Genomic DNA, 18,821 nt, shown 5'->3' with positions numbered 1-18,821 from the left:
GTCAGGGCAGCCAGGACGCCTCCGCCGACGCCCGGGACGCCGCCTCCTCGTAGACCGCCACCGCCAGCCACGACTCGGCGAACGCCTGCCCGTCGTCGTCGGTGAGCCGCCCGAAGGCGTCCCGGGGCCGGGCCCGGGCCGCCGAGCCCATCGCGGCGAGCAGGTGCGCGCCGAGATCCAGGCGGGCCAGCCGCAGCGTCCGCTCCGTCGGGTCGGCCAACGCCTGGATCGCCCGGCCACCCGAGACGACCCGCTCCACCTGCCGGCGCAGCAGCCCCAGGGCGGGATCGCCGAGCCGGGGACGTGGCACGGACGCGTCCGGGAGCCGGTCGTACGGTGGCACCGCCCCCGCGCCGTCGCCCGTCCTGAGCTGGCTCGCGTGCAGCCGGTCGTAGCCGAGGTCGACGTGGCCCGCCCAGCTCTGCGGCAGGGTGAGCCCCGGTCCGTCGCCGTCGACCGGTCCCACGGCGAGCGCCTGCACGGTCGCCCGGCGGGTCGGATCGAGGCGGCCCACCAGGCGCAGCCGTGCCCCCACCGCCTGCCCGAGCAGGCGCAGGTTGGCCCGGTGCGGCAGAGCGGTGTGCTCGTCGGCGACGGTCAGCGTCAGCACCGCCCCGTCGTCGGTGCCGGCCAGGACGGTGTGGTCGTGCCCGCCGAGCACCCGTACGGTCACAAAGAGCAGGTCGGCACCGGCGGGACGCTCCGGCAGCGGCAGTGCCACCGCGCCGAAGGCCCGGCGGACCTGCTCGGGCAGGGGCTGCGCCCAGAGCCCGGCGAGGGGTTCGTCGGCCCAGCCGACCCCGGCGGCCCGCGCCGCCCGGACCGCCCGGCCGGCACCCAGCTGCCCCGACTCCGAGGCGGTGCCGCCGGACACCACCAGCCCGGCCCGGGTGAGCTGCCGGTGGCTGAGCCCCGACTCGCCCACCGCCACCGTCGCGTCACCCGCCCCGGCGGCCCGGCCCACGTCGCCCGGGGCGAGATCGGCGACCGTCCAGAGTCGACCGTCGCGGTCGGCCAGGTAGGTGACCACCCCGGCGTATCCGGAATCGGCCACCACCGGGACCGTGCACAGCCCGTACAGGCGCAGGCCCGCCTGCGGGTCGTAGGCCCGCCGGGCGGTGCCCAGCAACGCGCCCGGGTCACCGGCCGGCGTGTCCCCGCGCAGCCGGCGGGACACGGACAGCAGCTCCCGCAGGTCGTCGGTCAGGTCGGCCAGCCGGTGCTGGGATTCGCCGTCGCGGGCGGCCCGCAGCCCGGCCGCGACCCGGGTGCCGGACGTCGCCGCCCGGTGCAGGCCGTTGACCCGTGCCTCGTGCACCGCCCGCAGCAGGGCGGTCCGTAGCACCACCCCGCAGCCGACGGTCCCCGCCTCGAGCACCGCCACGCCCACCCGCCACAGCCCGTCGGCGGCGGCCCGCTGCCGTCCGGTGAGGGCGGGGGGCGACCCGGTGCCATCGGCCACCGCGTCGCCGGCCACCCCGGCGGGCGGGTCGGCGACGGCAGCCGGACCGACGGTCCGGTCGGCGGTCGGCGGCGGGGCCGCGTCGCCAACCGGGGCCGCGTCGTCCACGGAGGCCCCGTCGTCCACCGGCACCCCGTCGTCCACCGGGGCCAGGGCGAGCACCGCCATCCGGTGCAGGCAGTTCGGCGCGAGCAGGCAACTGCACCGGGCGTCGGCGGCACGGCGCACCACCCCGTCGACCGGCACCAGGGTCACCGTGGTCGCCTCGTCGACCCGGACCGTCACCGCACCGGCCGTGCCGGTGACCGGCCAGCCGCCTGCCCGCACGACCGCGTCGTCGACCTTGCGGCGCAGCCGGGCGGGCAGCGCCTCCAACGCCTCGGCCAGCACCGGGGCGGTCACCGGCGGCAGGCCGGTCACCGCCGCACCTGCTCGCCGACCCACCGGGCCAGCTCCAGCGGGCTCAACGCGGCGACCGGCATCCCCGCCGCGACCAGTTGACCCGCCGCCGCCACGGAGTACCGGGGTCGGCCGGTGTCGTCCAGGCTGGCGCAGCCCAGCACCTGACAGCCCGCCTCGACCAACGCCCGGGTCTCGGCCAGCAGACCACCCATCGGGTACCCCTCCTCGAAGTCGCTGATCACCACCACCATCGTCCGCTGCGGAACGGTGACCAGGGACCGGGCGTAGCGCAGCCCGGCCGCGATGTGCGTGCCCCCGCCGACGCTGACCTCCAACAGCAGGGCCAGCGGGTCGTCCACCCGCTCGGTCAGGTCCACCACCTCGGTGGAGAAGGCGACGAAGTGCGTGCTGAGCGCCGGCACGCCGGCCAGCACGGCGGCGGTGAGCGCCGACCAGATCACCGACTCCTCCATCGAGCCGGAGACGTCGACGACGAGCACCAGCCGCCAGTCCACGCCCCGGCGGGCCCGGGTGTGGAACACCGGCCGCTCCGGCACCAGCAGCACCCGGCCCTGCGCGTCGCGGCGGGCGGTGGCCAGGTTGGCCCGCAGCGTCCGGGGCAGGTCCAGCGGCCCACCCGGCCGGTAGGTGGGGCGGGGGGTGGTCAACCCGGTCAGCGCCGGGCGCAGACGGGCGGCCAACTGCCGGGTCAGCTCCGCCACGATCCGGGCCACCAGCGGGCGCAGCCGCGCCACCGTCGACTCCGGCAGCCCACCGGCGAGGGTGAGCACATCGCGGAGCAGCTCGACCGACGGGCGGACCGCCGCCGGGTCCAGCTCGGTGACCGCGTCCAGCCGGCCCGCCTCCACCGCCCGGGCCAGCACCTCCTCGCGTACGCCGGGGCCGAACAGGGCGGACAGTTCCCGCGCCCACTCCCGTACGCCGGGGAAGGACGCCTCCCTGCCGGCGCGACCGGCCGCCTCGGCCGCCGCCCCCTCGCCCCGGCCGGCCCCGTACAGCTCGTCGAGGGCGGTGGCGTACCGGCGGGCGCGCGGCCCGACCCGGGTCGACTCCCTGCCCAGCACCAGCCGCCACCGGTCCACGCTCGACAGCCCGCCGGCCGGGGCCCGCCGGATGGCCGGCCGCGTCGCGTCGGCGGGCGTCGGCGGCTGCGGCGACGGGTCGGCCGGCCCGGCGGCTAGCAGGCCCTGCGCCAGGAGCGCCCGGCGGCCCGCCGCGTCGGCGCGCAGCCGGACCAGCAGGGCGTCCGGGTCGTCGAGCACCGCGACGTCGGCGTCCGGGCCGGCGTCGTCGAGCCGACCCCGGACCACCTCCAGCAGCCGGTCCCGGCCGGCCGGGCTGACCACGTGGAAGCCGGCGCGCAGCGCCGGCAGCCGGGTCAGGAACTCCTCGTCGGGCAGGGTCTCGATCCGCTCCAGCAGCCCGTCGAACACCTCGCCGTTGGCCCGCAGCAGCGGTTCGGCGACGACCAGCAGCCCGGTCAGGTGTCCCTGGAGCTGCTGCCGCCCGGCGGGCGTGGACGCGGTGTCCACCCAGGACGCGACGAGTCGACCGAAGGCGGCGGGTTCCCGCAGGCCCAGCAGCACCCGGACCGCGCCGGCGGCGGCGGCCATCAGCGGGGTGCCCCGGGCGGCGAGCCGGGCCAGGCAGTCGGCCAGCCGCAGCCCCGCGCCGGCGGCGTCGGCCCGCTGGGCGAGCGTGGCCAGCGCCTCGGCGTCGGCCACGTCCTGCGCGCCGGCCAGCCCGTCGACCTGGCGGACCGCCGCGCTCTCCAACGTCTCGGCGACCCGACCCAGCTCGTCCGGTGGCAGGTCGACGCCGCCCGGCAGGTGACCCAGGCGCAGCCGGTCGAGCAGCGCCAGCGCGGTGACCAGTTCACCGAGGGTGCCCTCGGCCGGCACGGTGACCGCCACCTCGGCGAGCCGGCGGGCGGCCAGCCCGGTCAGGTCGCACCGCGCGGCGTCCGCCAGACCGGTGATCACGGCGGCGACGGTCGGTCCGTCCTCGGCGCGTTCCCGCCGTCGCCGTTCCACCAGCGCACCCTCGGCGGCCTGGCCGAGGGTCACCCCGCGCAGCCCGGCCACCTCGATCGTCGCCTCGGTCCGGGGCGACCACTGCACCCGCCACCGGGTGGTGACCGGGTCCACCCCGCCGACGCCTGCGCCGCCGACCTGTTCGGCGTACGCGACGTCACAGACCTGGAGCCGGTGCAGCGTGACCTCCCGTCGCCGGTCCAGGGCGGAGCGCAGCGGGTCCAGCCGCAGCTCCCGGGTCGGGTCGCCGGCACCGGGCAGGCGCAGCCCGGCCAGCAGCTCACGGACCGCCGGGGCCAGCCCGGAGCGGGGGGTGCCGGGGGCCAGCACGCCGTGCCGGTCCCCGACGAGCACCTGTTCCATCGCGTGCGCCACCGCCCGGCCCCGGCCGAGCACCTCCCCGTGGGCCAGCACGCTCTGGATCGCCTCGACCAGTTCACCCCGGCCCGGCGCGGGCAGGCCGCGCAGCCGGGCCAGGTCGAGCGCGAGCCGGACGGTCTCCCGGGCCTCCCCCGGGCCGGCCGGGTGACCGGCCCGGCGGATCGCCGCGCAGACCGCCACCACGGCGTCCGTCGTCGCCGACTCGACCGCCGCCGGGTCGCCGTCGGCGGTGAGCACCGACTGCTGCCACTGCGGGTCGCGGATGCCGGCGGGATAGCCCGACCGGGCGTCCAGCAGCCCGAACGTGTACGGCACCAGCGAGGTCACCACCGTCGGCGCGCCGGTCTGGCCGGCCGGTGGCGGGTCCTCCCGCCCGGTCAGCAGCGCCGGGGCCTCCTCCCTGACCAGCAGCGCCGGGGCGTGGAACGCGCCGACCAGGGCGGCGACCCGCCGCTGTCCCGCCTCCGCCAGGTGCTGCCGCATCCGGGCCTCGCGGCGCAGGTCCAGCGGGGACACCCCGGGCCCGCGTTCGGCGTCGGCGCGCAGCGCCCAGCCGACCGCGAGCGCCGCCCGGCGTACCGCCTCCGGGTCGGCGCCCGGGGCGCGGGCCTCGACCGTACGGTCCCACAGGTCCTCGTCGGCCCGCCCGCTGCCGGCGGCGCGCAGCGCGTCGACGAACGACCGGCCCGGCGTCGGGGCGGCACCCGGCTCCCGTTCCCGCCAGGCCGGGTCGACCAGCGGCAGGTCACACGGTACGACCGGAACCCCGTTGCGGGCGGCCCAGCGCACCGCGACCAGCTCCGGGGAGAAGTCGGCGAACGGGTAGAACGCCGGTCCGCCGCCGTCGCCGAGGACCCCGGCCAGCGCCACCGGGGCGGTGGTGGCCGGGTCGGCGAGCCACGGCAGCCACCGCCCCAGCTCCGGCGGGAGTTCCAGGAGCAGCACCTCGGGGCGGTACCCGGCCAGCAGCCGGGGCAGGGCCACCGCCAGCGCGGGCGAGTGGTGCCGTACCCCGATCAGGTACGGCCGGCGGTGCCCGGCCAGCGCGGCGACCGCGGCCGTGGGGTCGACAGGTGCAGGCCCTTCGGCGGGCGCGGTCGGGTCAGTCGGTGAGGACATCGCGCAGTTCCCACAGCCGCCGCCACAGTCGCGCGCCGTCCTCGGCCCGTCGCCGGACCGCGCCGTCCCAGTAGCCGAGCAGCTTGACCCCGTCGGCGGGGTCGTCCTTGCGGACCACGCCGAGCAGGTGCCCCGGCAGCAGCGACACCACGTCCCGGTCGCCGGGGAAGTAGGCCGCCGCCAGCGCCAGCGACGACGCGACCGCCACCGCCTCGGCGGTGCTCATCACGGTGGACGGCCGCTCCACCTCCCAGCCCTCGACCGACCGCCCGGCCCGCAGGTCACGGAACGCGGTGACCAGCGCCTCGAGCACGGCGTCGTCGACCGCGAACGGGGCGTGCACCCGCTCCAGGGTGGCGCGGGCCTGCCGCTGCACCAGGGCGATCTCCTGGGCCAGGTCACCGATCGGGCCGACGGTCTCGAAGTTGAACCGGCGCTTGAGCGCCGCCGACATCTCCGACACCCCCCGGTCGCGCAGGTTGGCGGTCGCGATCAGGGTGAACCCGGGCGCGGCGGGGACGGTGGCGTCGGCGGTGCCGGACAGCTCCGGCACCGCGATCCGCCGGTCGGACAGGATGGACACCAGGGCGTCCTGGACCTCCGGCAGGCAGCGGGTGATCTCCTCCACCCGGGCCACCGCGCCGGTGCGCATCGCGGCCAGGATCGGCGAGGGCACCAGCGCGGCGGCGCTCGGCCCGTGCGCGAGCAGCAGAGCGTAGTTCCAGCCGTAGCGGAGCTGGTCCTCGGTGGTGCCGGCGGTGCCCTGCACGACCAGTTCGCTGCTGCCGCAGATCGCGGCGGACAGCAGCTCCGACAGCATCGACTTCGCGGTGCCCGGTTCGCCGACGAGCAGCAGGCCCCGTTCCCCGGCGAGGGTGACGACGCAGCGTTCGACGAGTGCCCGTTCCCCGACGAACTTGGCGGTCACGGTCAGCGTGCGGGGCAGGTCGTCGCGGCGGGCCTGCCGGGGCAGCTCCAGCGCGACGCCGCCGCTGCCGACGATGAACGTGACGACCGCGCGCGGGGTCAACCGCCAGCCCGGCGGCCGGGGCCCGTCGTCGTACGCGGCGAGGAACGCCAGTTCGGCGGCGTGGGCGTGCTCGGCCGGCTGGACCTGCCGGGCAACCGGGGTGGTCGTGGTGGTCATCGGCGCCTTTCCGTAACGAGATCGTCGAAGCGGGGTGCGTCGCCGTCGCACAGCCGGGCCCAGGCGAGCGCGAACAGCCGGGGCGGGGGGGCCACCGGGGAGACGATGCCCAGGGCGGTCACCCCGCCCTCGCCGCCGATCAGCAGCGGGAGCTTCCACCGTTCCAGCGGCAGCAGCGGCGCCTTGAGCGCCAACCAGCCGCCGGGCAGGAACAGCGACCGCCCGGCCCGGGGCCGCTTCGCCGCCACCACGTGCCCGGTCGCGGCCAGCTCGGCGCGGGCGGCCTTGAGCCGGGCCGGCTTCCAGCCAGTCCACCGGGCCACGTTGCGGTCGGTCGGGTCGGGCAGGGCGAGCAGTTGCAGGTACAGCGCCGCGGCGTCGACACCCAGCCCGAGCGTCGTGGCGACCGTGGTGACCAGGTCGGCGGCGGAGCGGGTCGGGTCCTGCGCGAAGCCGTCGTCCATCGCCGGGACGACGTGCGACACCACCTCGGCGAGCTGGCCGCCGAGCAGCGCCCGCAGGGCCGCGAGCAGCTGCTCGTTGACGTGGTCGAGGCGGGCCCGCAGCACGGCCAGCGCCGGATCGTCCATCCCGGACAGCCGGGACGGGCGCAACCGGACCCGGTGCCAGCGGTCGGTCGGCGGGATCAGCACCGGGCCGACCTCGGTGCCGGCCGGGCCGGTCGTCACCGGCAGGCCGAACGCGGCGGTGAACGCCGGCAGCTTGGCACCGTCGACGTGCCCGATGGAGACGGTGAAGTCGGGGTCGGCCAGCCGCTGCCGGGCCAGGTCCGCGGCGACCGGCAGCGCCGCCCGGATCGGGTCGTCGACGGCCAGGTGGTACGCCAGCCACGGCAGCGTCCTGGTCAGCGCGATCAGCGCGTCGTCGTCGTCGATGCCGGTGTCGGACCCGGCCAGCCACCGGCCGTTGGCCGCGTTGGCGACCCAGTGGAGCACCGTCGAGGCCGGCAGCGGGCTGGACACCTCGGCCTTGTCCACCCTAACGATCAGCTCGTCGGGCACAGGCCGCCGTGGCCCGTGCCGCCGCACCCACTCCTGCACGATCAGGTCCTGGCGGGGCCCGTCGACCCACAGCCGCGCCGGGTCCTCGGGGATCAGTCGCCCGAGCAGGTTGGCGAAGGCCTGCCGGCCGCGACCGCCGGTGCCCCAGAACCGGGCCGCCGCGGCGGGGGCCGCCGGGTCGGGCAGTTCCAGGATGGTCAGCAGTTCGGCGGGGGCCCGCTCCCACACGAGCCGGGGCAGGCCCGCCAGCAGCAGCACCGCCTCGGCGTGGCTCATGCCCGCCGCCTCGGACAGGGTGCGGGCCCACTCGGGCTGCCACTCCAGCGGCTCGTTGGTCCGGGCGAGCCGGACGAACCCGTCGATCCGCTGCGGCGTGACGTCACCGGTCGGCAGGATCGTCTCCTCGGTGATCCGGAAGCCGGGCACCGCCGAGAACCGCCCGTTCGGCGTCCAGTCGAGCACGTCGACCTCCCGGTCGTCGGTGTCGACGGCGAGCACCAGCAGCCGCCGGTCGCCCACGGTCAGCACCTGCCCCCGGACCTGGTCGACCGGCTGGTGGGCGTCGGCGACCAGGGTGGCCCGCCGCAGCCGGCTGCCCGGGGCGAGGAGCCCGGAGCGGGCGCACACCTCCAGCATCGTCAGCAGCGCCTCGCGGACCTCGGACAGGCAGATCGGGGCCACCGCCCGGTACATCGCGGCCGGCAGCACCCCCAGCAGGTCGAACCAGTCGAGGTCACCGTCCAACTGGCCACGGACGTCCGGCGTCGGGTCGGTGCCGGTGAGCGCGGCGCCCGCGCGGGCGATCAGCCGCAGGGAGCTGTCCTCCGCGGCGTAGCAGTACTGGATCAGCCCGGCGAGTCCTTCGGAGAGCAGCCGGTCGACCGCCGGCGATGCGGCCGGGGCCTCCTGCGCCGGCAGGGCGTCGTTCTGCTCGCCGTCGAGCACGGCGGCCAGCGTCCGCAGCCGCGTCACCTGCTCGGCGGCCCGGGTGACGAGCCCGGCGACCCCGGCGACGAGGGCGGGCGCGGTGAGCTGCGGCAGGTGCCGGCCGACCAGGGCACGCACCTGGGCGGCGTCCAGCCCGGCCGCCTCGGCCAGCAGGGCGCCGGCCTGCGCGTCGGTGACGCCGCGCAGCGCCGCCGAGCCGGCCTCGTCGCGGGGCCGCAGGAAGTGCCAGTACTCCGCCGGCGGCACCAGCCGGCTGCCGGCGGCGAAGGCGGACCGCTCACCGCCTGACGGGTAGCGGCCGAGCAGGAAGCCGTCCTCGGCGCAGATCAGCAGCTCGCCGTTGGCGCCCCGGCCACCGTGCAGCAGTCCGAAGGTGGTGTCCGAGCCGGGGAACCGCACCGCCGCCGCGAGCCTGCCGTCGGCGGTACCCGCCGGCAGGACGAAGGAACGTCCGTTCACGGCCTCGCCGGACCAGCCGCCGTCCGCCCCGCGCCGCACCCGCCAGCCGGCCAGCCCGTCGGCGCGGCCCAGCGGGCTGTCGGACGACCTGGTGGGACGCAGCCAGGACGCGCCGGCGTCGAGGGGTCGACCGTCGACGGTGCCGTCCTCGAAGAACGTCGGCCGGGAGAACCGTCCGCGCTCGCCCGTCGTCGGGTCGTACTCCTGCCAGCCCAGCGGGTGGTCGGCGGCGCGTACCCAGTAGGTGTCGCCGTCGCTGATGACCCGGCCGCCGGTCCGCTCGGCCCGGTCACCGACCCGCAACGGACGCCGCCCCATGGTGCGCCCGCCGCCGGGCAGCGGCAGCGACAACTGGGGGTAGGTGGTGAAGGCGTCGTCGGCGAGGGTGAAGACGTCGTCCGGGGTGCCGCTCCAGTAGGCGGCCCGGTCCCGGCCCCGGTCCCAGCAGACCAGCAGTTGCCCGTCGACGTGGCGCAGCACCAGCCGCCAGCGGTACCGGTTCTCCCCGGCCGGGATGCGCATCAGGTGTTCCTGCTCCACCCCGTCCGGCCCGATGACCGTCACCAGGTCGCCGGTGAGCAGCAGCAGGTTCGGCCACTGGCCGGTGAGCTGCACGTCCGTCGTGGACCCGGCGAGCCGCTCGGCGGCGGTGTCCAGGGCTGGCCAGCCGTACTCGTCGAGCAGGCCGGAGCGCAGCGTACGGCCGAGGACCGGGCCGAGGTCGTGGTCGACGAGCCGGCGTACCGCGTCGGGGTTGACGGCGAAGCCGGTCGGGCAGGCGACGGTGCCGACCCGGTCGAGGTGCTGGTCGAGCGTCGGCAGCCCCTGTCGTCCGACGGCGTCGGCGAGGGTGTCCAGCCAGCTGCGCAGGGCGGTCCGCAGGCCGGGCACCGCGACGATCTCCCGTACCCGGGGCGTCGGGTCGTGCTGGTCCCGCCCACCGGTGCGCAGTCGCCGTTCGACACCCTCGACCAGCACCGGCAGGAACCGGGGGTCGGCGGCGACGGCGACCAGGTCACGCCGGCCGTCGGTGTCGTCGGAGAACCAGTTGTCCAGCCGGTGCCGGACGTCGCCGGCCGGGTCCGCGACGGGCACCCCCAGTGCCAGGCAGGTGTCGAGCAGGTCGAGGTCGACGGCGTCGTGGTCGCGGCAGAGCGCGACCGGCACCCCGTCGGCCTTGAGCCGTCCGGCCATCCGCTCCACCAGGGCGAGCAGCCCGGGGTGCCGCTTGCGGACCCGCCACGAGCGGCGTTCCCGGTGCTCGTCGAAGCGGCGCAGCCAGCCGGCGGGCCCGTCGGGCGACTCGGCCTCGGCGGGTACGGCACCCGCCGGCCCGGTCAGCGCGCTGGTGGCGTCGGCCTCCTCGAGCACCGCCAGCCAGACGTCGTCGCCGCAGTTGCGAGGGGTGAGCCCGAGCAGCCGGCCGCGCAGCGCGGGGTCGGCCGCGGCGAGCCGGGCCAGTGGCTGCCGGTAGGCCGTCCAGAACGCCTCCGGGGCCCGGTGCAGGGCCGGCGCGGCCAGCAGTTCGCCGAGCACCCGCTCGTCCTCGGTGGCCGGGTCGAGGCCGGCGGCGCGGGCCAGCCGACGCAGGTCGGTGTGCATCGCCGCGTACGGCGGCAGGCCGCCCAGGGTGCGCTCCACGCACAGCCGCAGGAACATCGCGTACGCGTCGGCGGGTGTGCGCCGGGCCGCCAGGTCCCGGGCGTGGCCGGAGAGCGCCTTCGCGGTCAACGCCCCGGCCAGCGCGAACTCCAGGAACACGGCGTGCTGGCGGTCCTCGTCGATGGTCAGGGCGTAGGCGCGTTCGGCGTCGCGGGCCTTGCCGAACATGGTCGCCGCGTGGGTGACGCTGTCGGCGGCGAGGAACGCCCGGCCGGCCTCCTCGTAGAACGTCGGCAGGAAGTGCGGCACCGAGCGGGCCAGCCGCTCGCCGAGGGCGTTGAAGCCGTCCTTGGCCGGGCCGACCCGGGACCGCGCCGTGCGGGCCAGCCGCTCGATCTCCTTGACCAGGGCGAGCGCGTGGTGGCCGTTGGCGGGGTCGTTGACCAGCGCCCAGGCGGGGAAGCCGAGCGCCTGCTGGCGGACCACGCCGACCGGGGTCGTCCGCTCGGGTCGGTCGAAGCCCAGGAACTCCATGGACAGGTCCTCGGCCTCGCCGAGCGCGCCGCTGACCAGCCGCACCACGGTCCGTCCGGCGAGGACGGGGTGGGTGTACCGGCGGGCGGTCAGGGTGTCGGTGGTGTCGTCCTTGGCCACCGCCGTGCCGACGGGCAGTACCGCGCCCGCCTCCAACAGGTCCGTCGCGTCGACGCTCACCGGTCCTCCTCCTGCTCTGCTGCCACGACCCGGCCGGCGTACAGCGCGGCGGCCATCCGGGTTCCCTCCGACCAGGCCACCGGGCCGACCTCGCCCAGCGGCAGGGCGGTGCCGTGCCGGTCGGTGAAGACGAGGTCACCGGTCTCGGTCTCGTAGTACGGGTCGTCCGCGCCGACCCAGGAACGGGCCTCGACGGTGACGCCGTTCTCGACGATCCGGCACACCGCGTTGCCGCCGCGTACCGGGTAGCCGAGCGACGTCGCCCGGGCGGTCAGGTGCCGGAGCTGGTCGTACCGGCCACCGGCGTAGCCGCCGTAGCGGGTCGCCGTCGCGTCGACCTCGGCCCCCCGGACCCAGGTCTGGCGGAAGAGCTGGTCGACGGACTGGCGGACCTGGAGTTCGGCGGCGAACTCCCGCAGGTCGTCGAGGTCGTCGAGGGTGACCGGGTGGGGGATGACGACCCGGTCGGCGCTGCGGCGGACGCTGTCGCCGTCGAGGTCGACCAGTCCGACCTGGCCGTCGCCCACCTCGCGGAGCAGGCCCACGCCGTCCGGGTCGCGCCGGCCCTCGTCGTCGAGCACGGCGACGACGAGGTCGGTGAGGGCGGTGCGCCACGCCTCGTCCGGCCACACCTCGGTCAGGACCGCGACCGGCACCGGCAGCGACCGCACCATCCAGCGTTCGATGTCGGTGCGGCACTGGGTCTCGTGCCGGGTCAGCCACTCGGTGAGCTGCCGCAGCCCCACCACCGTCGGATCGTCGCGTAGGGACGCCGGCACGGAACGCAGTTCCCGCCCCTTCGCGTTCCGGGCGACGACGTCGCCGTCGCGGAGAGTGACCTGGTAGCCACCCGACACCTCTGACCATCCCATGTGGACACCCCACGTCTCGACGAAAGAAGACACCGGAGGCTAGCCCACCCGGGCGACAAAGTCCGGTGGTCGTCCCGGCACCCGGTGCGGGCCCGGCGACGGCACGACCACCTCACTGTCGGTGACCATCGATGGCGGTGCCGAGGCTGCCCACCCGGACGGCGCCCCGGTCCACCCGGCACCACCGCGCCGCACCCGCGACCGGCAAGGGTCCGCGGACCGCGACCGGCGGACCGCCCGGGGCGCGCCAGCGCCCGGGGCACCATCCCCGCCCCACCGCCCCGGCCGCCGCACGGACGGTGGAGCACGACCGACGGCTCACCGCCAGTGATGATTCTTACTCGACGCCGGTCGCCGACAGCACCGTGACCTGCGGGGCTGATGAGCCGGTTGGGACCACGACGCATCAGGACACCGGGGCGGCAACCACGCGTCCGGGCTGCCGCGACGCCGAGAACTGACCGAACGGACAGTGACCCGCCGTAGCCTTTCCGCGGCCGGGCGGCTGTTCGACGGACAGCCGACGGGGCGGCCGGATCGGCACTCTGGGGTCATCCCCGTTCACCTTCCGTGAGGGCCACCGACCATGTCGCAGCTCCTGCCCGCCGCCCGGGCCGACGTCCCGAACCGCGCACCCGCCTCCCCCGTCGCCCCGCCGGAGCCGGCCGCCGCCGTCGCCGCCGGCCCGGGTGCGCGTACCGCCGTGGTGGGCCTCGGCTACGTGGGCCTGCCGACGAGCCTGGCCCTGGTCGCCGGGGGCGCCCGGGTGACCGGGGTGGACATCTCCCCGGACCGGCTCGACGACATCCGGGCCGACCGGGCCGACCTGCTCGACGACGACCGGGAGCGGCTCCGCGAGACGCTGCGGGCCACCGACCCGGCACTGCGCCTCACCACCGCGGTCGCCGAGATCGCCGACGCCGACACCGTGCTGATCTGCGTGCCCACCCCGGTGGACCGGCACCTCGCCCCCGACCTCACCGCGCTGCGGGCCGCCTGTGCGGCGGTGGTCGCCCACGCCCGCCCCGGCCAGACCATCGTGCTCACCTCCACCAGCTACGTCGGCACCACCCGCGAGCTGCTGGTCGCGCCGCTGGCCGCCCGGGGCCTGCGGGTCGGGCAGGAGGTTTTCGTGGCGTTCGCCCCGGAACGGGTCGACCCCGGCAACGACCGGCACCGGCAGGAACTGACCCCCCGGGTCGTCGGCGGCACCACCCCGGACTGCACCGCCCGTGCCGCCGCCGCACTGGCCCGGATCACCCCCCTGGTGCACCGGCTCGGCTCGCCCGAGGCCGCCGAGATGACCAAGCTGCTGGAGAACACCTTCCGGGCGGTGAACATCGCCCTGGCCAACGAGTTCGCCGACCTCTGCCGGGAGCTGCACCTGGACGTCACCGAGGTGATCGACGGGGCGGACACCAAGCCGTACGGGTTCATGGCCTTCCAGCCCGGCCCGGGGGTGGGCGGGCACTGCATTCCGTGCGACCCGCACTACCTGCTCTGGCAGGTGCGTGGGCAGCGCCGCGAGGCGCCCCTGATCGAGACCGCGATGCGGGGGATCGCCGCCCGCCCCCGACGGGTCGTCGACCGGATCCGGGAACTGCTCGCCGGGGCCGGCCGCCCGCTGCTCGGAGCCCGGGTGCTGCTGGCCGGCGTGACCTACAAGCCGGGGGTCGCCGACGTCCGGGAGTCCCCCGCGCTGGAGATCATCGGTGAGCTGGTCCGGGCCGGCGCGGACGTCGCCTTCGTCGACGACCTCGTCGACACGGTCCGCACCCCCGACGGCCAGCTCCTGCACCGCCTCGCCGACCCGGCCGACCGGGAGTGGGACCTGGTGGTCGTGCACACCCGCCAGGCCGGCCTGGACGAGGCGTGGCTGAGCGGGCAGCCGATGGTGCTCGACGCCACCTACCGGCTGGCCGGGCTGCCCCGACGGGAGGTCGTCTGAGATGCCGGTGACCGCCCCCGTCCGGCGCGGCATGCGCCGGCTGCTCACCGTGCTCGCGCTCCTGCCGCTGATCGTGCTGCTGGCCCGCCAGCTGCCCCAGCTGCCGTACGCCCCGCTGCTGGCGTTCTACGGCTTCGCCGTGCTCACCGCCACCGTAGCCGTGTTCTACCTGGCCTACGCCCGCTACGTCGACCCGGCCGAGGCGCCGGCGCAGCCCCGGCACGCCGCCGAATTCCCGCCGCTGCCGCCGTCCCCGACGGTCAGCCTGCTGGTGGCGGTGAAGGACGAGGCCGACGGCATCGAGGCGTGTGTCCGGTCGATGACCGGCAGCGAGCACCGCCCGTTGCAGGTGATCGTGGTCGACGACGGCTCCACCGACGGCACCGCCGAGGTACTCGACCGGCTCGCCGCCGAACTCCCGGTCACCGTGCTGCACCTGCCCCGCAACGTCGGCAAGAAGCGGGCCCTGGTGCACGCCGCCCGGCACGCCACCGGCGAGGTGCTCGCCTTCACCGACTCCGACTGCGTGCTCGCCCCGGACGCGGTGGGACGCTGCGTCGAGGCGCTGCTGCGGCGACCGGACCTCGGCGCGGTCAGCGGCCACGCCCGCGCGCTCAACCCCGACGAGTCGCTGCTCAGCCGGGTGCAGGACGTCTGGTACGAGGGCCAGTTCCGGGTCTCCAAGGCGGCCGAGGCGTCGTTCGGGGCGGTCACCTGCGTCTCCGGCCCGCTGGCGGTGTTCCGGCGGGAGGCGGTGCTCAACTACCTACCCGCCTGGGCCGCCGACCGGTTCCTCGGCGGCGAGTTCCGGTTCGCCACCGACCGGCAGCTCACCGGCTACGTGCTGGGGCAACGCTGGATCGGCGACCGGCTCAAGCGGCGCTTCGCCGACTCGCCGTTCGTCCGCGACGAGGACCACCCGCCCCGCGCCTGGCGGGTCGGCTACGTCCGTTCGGCGAAGGTGTGGACCACCGTGCCGGCCCGGCTGCGGCCGTTCCTGCGTCAGCAGACCCGCTGGAAGAAGAGCTACGTGCGGAACCTGTTCTTCACCGGCACGTTCATGTGGCGGCGGGGGCCCGGCCCGGCCGCGCTCTACTACGGACACGCGCTGTGGGTGGCGCTGGCCCCGGCGATGGCCTTCTCCCACCTGGTCTGGGCGCCGCTGCGCGGCTGGTGGGCGGTGCCGTTGCTCTACCTGTGCGGGGTGCTGCTCAAGGGCACCGCGTGGGGGCTGGCCTACCGGCTGGACAACCCGGGTGACCCGCGCTGGGCGTACCGGCCGTTGATGAGCGTGCTCTCCGCGGCCGTGCTGTCCTGGCTGCTGCCCTGGTCGGTGGGGACGATCCGGCGCGGCGTGTGGTCGCGGAGCACGGTGTGAACGCCGGGCGGCGGTTGCTGACCCGGCTGGCCCGGGTGGCGCTCACCCTCGCCGGGGCGGGGACGCTGGTGCTGCTCTACGCGGTGGTGTTCACCCGGGGCGGGGTGCTCCGGTGAGCCGGCTCTGGCCACGCGCGCTCGGCGGGCTGCTGTCGCTGGTCACCCTGCTGGTGGTGGCGGCGCCCTTCGGGGTGTCCTGGTACCTCGACGACCTGCGTCGCCACGTCAGCGGGCAGCACGACACCCCGGTCACCCGGGTCGACCCCGCCGACCTGCGCCGCTTCACCGAGACGGCCGCGCGGCTGCCGGACCGGGCCGCGCCGGTGGTGGTCGCGTACCACGACATCCGGCCGCACGGCGACGACCCGGCGGCGACCGAGCCGACCGGCCGGGAGCACTACGTGGTCACCCCGGAGGCGTTCGACGCCCAGCTCACCGCCCTGCGCACCGCCGGCTACCGGACGATCTCCTCGGCCCAGTACGTCGACTACCTGCGCGGCGGCGAGATACCGGCCCGGTCGGTCTACCTCACCTTCGACGACGGCACCCGGGGCCTGTGGTCGTACGCCGACCCGATCCTGGAACGGCACCGGATGGTGGCCGCCTCCTACCTGATCACCGGGCAGGTGGGTACCCACCGGCCGTACTACCTGAGCTGGGCGGAGATCGACCGGATGAGCCGCTCCGGCCGGTGGGACTTCCAGGCGCACACCCACGACCTGCACACCCGGGTGCAGACCGCGCCGGGGCGGCTCGGTTCCCCGCTGACCCACCGGCGGTGGGAGCCGGCCACCGGCACGCGCGAGAGCCTGGCCGGCTACCGGCAGCGGTTGACCGCCGACTTCGACGCGATGTTCGCCGCGTTCACCGCCCACCGGCTGCCCCGCCCGCAGTTGTTCGCGTACCCGTTCTCCGAGATCGGGGACGCGACGACCGACCCGGAGGCCGCGGCCTTCAGCCGCGACCTGATCGCCGAGCGGTTCGTCGCCGCGCTGACCAACAAGTCGCTCGCCCCGCAACCGAGCAGCCGCCGCTCGGCCGCCGACGGGCAGGTCGAGCGGGCCGAGGTGTACGCCCGGACCAGCGCCGCCGAACTGGTCAGCGCGGTCGTCGAACGCACCGCTCTGCCCGCCGTGGTGACCGACCCGTTCGCCCGTCCCTGGGACTGGCGTGACCAGCACGGCGAGCCGATGACCGAGCTGTCCCCGCTGACCGGCGGCCGGTTCCCCGCCGACAGCCCACGCCGCGCCTACGGCACCCTGCTCGCGTACGCCAGCGCGGACTGGACCGGCTACACGGCCGACGCCACGGTGCGCGGCCTGCGCGCCGACGGCGGCACCGTCACCCTGCTGGTCGGGGTGAACGGCGACGCCACGGTCTCGGTCCGGGTGGCCCACGGCCGGCTAACGGTGCTGCGCGCCGGCACGGTGGTCGCCGAGGCCGTCGTGGACCCGGCCGCCACGCACCGGGTCACGGTCACCGTGCGCGACGGGGAGACGGTGGCCAGGGTCGACGGCGGTCCGGCCCTGCGGGTGGTCACCCCCACCGGGCCGGGGGCCACCGGCGGACTGGCCGTGGCGATCGACGACGCGCAGGGGCGGCCCCACCCGTCGGTCGCCGCGCTCACCGTGACGGCCGTCGGGTGACCGCCGCGACCCGCCCGGCCGGCCGGGCGGGTCGCGGCGGGAACGCGGTCACTCCCGCCAGCCGGCCAGCTCGACGCCCTTGCCGAGTTCGACCCGGAACCCGAGGGTGATGTCGCCGCCCTCCCCCGGCCCGAGCCGCAGCCGCCAGGTCAGCTCGCCCAGCTCGGTGCGCTCGTCCGGCGGCGGGACGACGGTGGCCTCCCGGACGGTCACCGCCTCGTCGCGGGAGACCGGCAGCTGGTCGCGGACCTCCACCGTCGCCGGTCGCGGCGTGTGGTTGGCCACGCTGATCCGGTACTCCACGTCCCGCCGCCGGGTGGAGCCGAGCGCGGCCCGGGTGTCGGAGCGCCGGGTCAGCTCGCGTTCCACCCGGACCCGGTCGTCCACTCCGAGCGCCACCTCGGTCTCCTCGCCGGGCGCCCAGGTCGGCAGCCGGGTGGTGGCGACGAAGTCGGTGTCGTGGAACACCGCCGCCGGGCCGGGCAGCAGGGTGTGCGTGGAGGTGTTGCGGACCGTCGCCCGCAGGTGCGCCTCGGCGGCCCGCAGCGGCACGGTCACGTGGTCGAGGCGGACCGGCAGGTCCAGCACGGCGATCACGGCCCGGTAGGCGCTGCCGTCGGCGGGCACCGCCACCGGGCGGGCCGGGCGGTAGGTCGCGGCGGTGACGCCCTGCTCGACCTCGGCGACGCTGTCGCGCACCAGCGGCCCTGGCCCGCCCGCGCGGGCCGCCCCACCGCCGCCGGCCGGGGCCGCGGCGGGCGCGGGCGGCGGTGGCGCTCCGAAGCTCGCCGCCGCCCGCGCCACCGGCACCGGCCGGACCCGGTCGAGGTACCAGGGCGACAACTCCGGTACGCCGGCGGCGGCCGCCGGGCGGGCGGTGGACAGCTGCAGCGCGCACTCCGGCCAGTCCTCGCCGGTGTCCTGGGTGACCAGGGCGGACCAGGTGACCGTCATGGCGTCGCCGACCAGCCGCAGGTCGTAGGAGGACTGCCAGCGGGCCCCGTCGACCAGGTAGGTCAGCTCCAGGTCCACGGTGGTGTCGTCGGCGTCCACGGCGACCGTCACGTCGGCGGCCAGCCGGTCCGGTGCCCGTTTGCCGCCCGCGTCGGCCACCTGCCGCTGCACGGCCGCCAGTTCCTCGGTCAGGTCGACACGTCGCCGGGCCAGCCCGCGTCGGCGGCGGTGGGAGTCGGTGAGCTGGGCGGCGACCGCGTCGGCGAAGGACGTCACGTCGGCCGGGGCGGCGTCACCGGCGGCCAGCGTGCGCGCGTACGTGCCGCCGGCCCGGTCGGCCAGCCGGGTGAGGAACTGTTGCCGCTGCGTCTCGACCTCGGCGGCGTCGTCGGTCTCGGCGAGTTCGTCGGCCAGTTCCCGGGCCCGCTGCGTGAGCGTGTCGACCTGGGCGTCGGTGCTGCGGGCCTGCCGCCAGGTGCTCACCTCCACGCCGAGGACGGTGGCCGCGCCCCCGCCGCCGGTGCGCAGCGAGTCCCGGCGCAGCCGTAGCGGCAGCGGGGCGATCCGGAGCCGGTGCTCACCGGCGGCCAGCCGGATGCCCGCCCGGCGGGTGACCCGGGCCCGGTCCGGATACACGGTGACGGCGACCACGGGTGCTTCGATCTCCACAGCGTCCACGGCGGCGAGGGTAGCCGGGGTACGCACGCCGGCCGG

9 protein-coding genes are annotated in these 18,821 nt (G+C 76.7%); 3 read left to right on the top strand and 6 right to left on the bottom strand.

Annotation, left to right across the window (positions count from 1 at the left end):
• Nucleotide 1 precedes the first annotated feature (1 nt).
• From ACN260_RS10975 to ACN260_RS10955, 5 genes are read right to left on the bottom strand one after another with little or no spacing between them, the layout of a single operon-like run.
• The gene (locus tag ACN260_RS10975) at nt 2-1,882 is read right to left on the bottom strand and encodes a hypothetical protein (protein WP_422755856.1); all 1,881 of its coding nucleotides are present in this window, start codon (nt 1,880-1,882) and stop codon (nt 2-4) included.
• A complete protein-coding gene (locus ACN260_RS10970; RefSeq protein WP_422755855.1) occupies nt 1,879-5,418 on the bottom strand; it encodes a vWA domain-containing protein in 3,540 nt (1,179 codons plus the stop codon). Before ACN260_RS10970 ends, ACN260_RS10975 begins: the two co-directional genes overlap by 4 nt.
• Nucleotides 5,402-6,565 carry an AAA family ATPase gene (locus ACN260_RS10965; protein ID WP_422755854.1) on the bottom strand — a complete coding sequence of 388 codons (1,164 nt, stop codon included), beginning with the start codon at nt 6,563-6,565 and terminating at the stop codon, nt 5,402-5,404. Before ACN260_RS10965 ends, ACN260_RS10970 begins: the two co-directional genes overlap by 17 nt.
• Nucleotides 6,562-11,310, bottom strand: coding sequence for a hypothetical protein (locus ACN260_RS10960; protein WP_422755853.1), 4,749 nt, complete (start codon nt 11,308-11,310; stop codon nt 6,562-6,564). Before ACN260_RS10960 ends, ACN260_RS10965 begins: the two co-directional genes overlap by 4 nt.
• Nucleotides 11,307-12,182, bottom strand: coding sequence for a DUF4132 domain-containing protein (locus ACN260_RS10955; RefSeq protein WP_422755852.1), 876 nt, complete (start codon nt 12,180-12,182; stop codon nt 11,307-11,309). The genes ACN260_RS10960 and ACN260_RS10955 overlap by 4 nt, the downstream gene beginning before the upstream one ends.
• A gap of 586 nt (nt 12,183-12,768) precedes the next feature.
• Here ACN260_RS10955 and ACN260_RS10950 point away from each other — a divergent pair.
• From ACN260_RS10950 to ACN260_RS10940, 3 genes are all read left to right on the top strand, one after another.
• Entirely contained in the window at nt 12,769-14,130 is a 1,362-nt protein-coding gene (locus ACN260_RS10950) for a nucleotide sugar dehydrogenase (protein ID WP_422755851.1), read from the top strand.
• Between the two features lies 1 nt (nt 14,131).
• Nucleotides 14,132-15,508, top strand: a complete 1,377-nt coding sequence (locus ACN260_RS10945) for a glycosyltransferase family 2 protein (protein ID WP_422755850.1) — start codon at nt 14,132-14,134, stop codon at nt 15,506-15,508.
• A 112-nt stretch (nt 15,509-15,620) separates the two neighbouring features.
• Nucleotides 15,621-17,153 carry a polysaccharide deacetylase family protein gene (locus ACN260_RS10940; protein ID WP_422755849.1) on the top strand — a complete coding sequence of 511 codons (1,533 nt, stop codon included), beginning with the start codon at nt 15,621-15,623 and terminating at the stop codon, nt 17,151-17,153.
• Nucleotides 17,154-17,201: 48 nt separating this feature from the next.
• Here the strand turns inward: ACN260_RS10940 and ACN260_RS10935 are convergent, their stop codons facing one another.
• Complete coding sequence (locus ACN260_RS10935; protein WP_422755848.1) at nt 17,202-18,785, bottom strand: DUF4139 domain-containing protein; 1,584 nt, start codon at nt 18,783-18,785, stop codon at nt 17,202-17,204.
• Between the last annotated feature and the right edge of the window lie 36 nt (nt 18,786-18,821).

Source organism: Micromonospora sp. WMMD708 (assembly GCF_049315245.1).
GTDB lineage: Bacteria > Actinomycetota > Actinomycetes > Mycobacteriales > Micromonosporaceae > Micromonospora > Micromonospora wenchangensis.
The sequence above is the reverse complement of the archived record's forward strand: the minus strand, read 5'-3'. Positions and strand labels throughout refer to the sequence as shown.

Coding starts and splice junctions, on each gene's coding strand:
- ACN260_RS10970 (WP_422755855.1), bottom strand. CDS start 5,418: ATGTCCTCACCGACTGACCCGACCGCGCCCGCCGAAGGGCCTGCACCT.
- ACN260_RS10965 (WP_422755854.1), bottom strand. CDS start 6,565: ATGACCACCACGACCACCCCGGTTGCCCGGCAGGTCCAGCCGGCCGAG.
- ACN260_RS10955 (WP_422755852.1), bottom strand. CDS start 12,182: ATGGGATGGTCAGAGGTGTCGGGTGGCTACCAGGTCACTCTCCGCGAC.
- ACN260_RS10950 (WP_422755851.1), top strand. CDS start 12,769: ATGTCGCAGCTCCTGCCCGCCGCCCGGGCCGACGTCCCGAACCGCGCA.
- ACN260_RS10945 (WP_422755850.1), top strand. CDS start 14,132: ATGCCGGTGACCGCCCCCGTCCGGCGCGGCATGCGCCGGCTGCTCACC.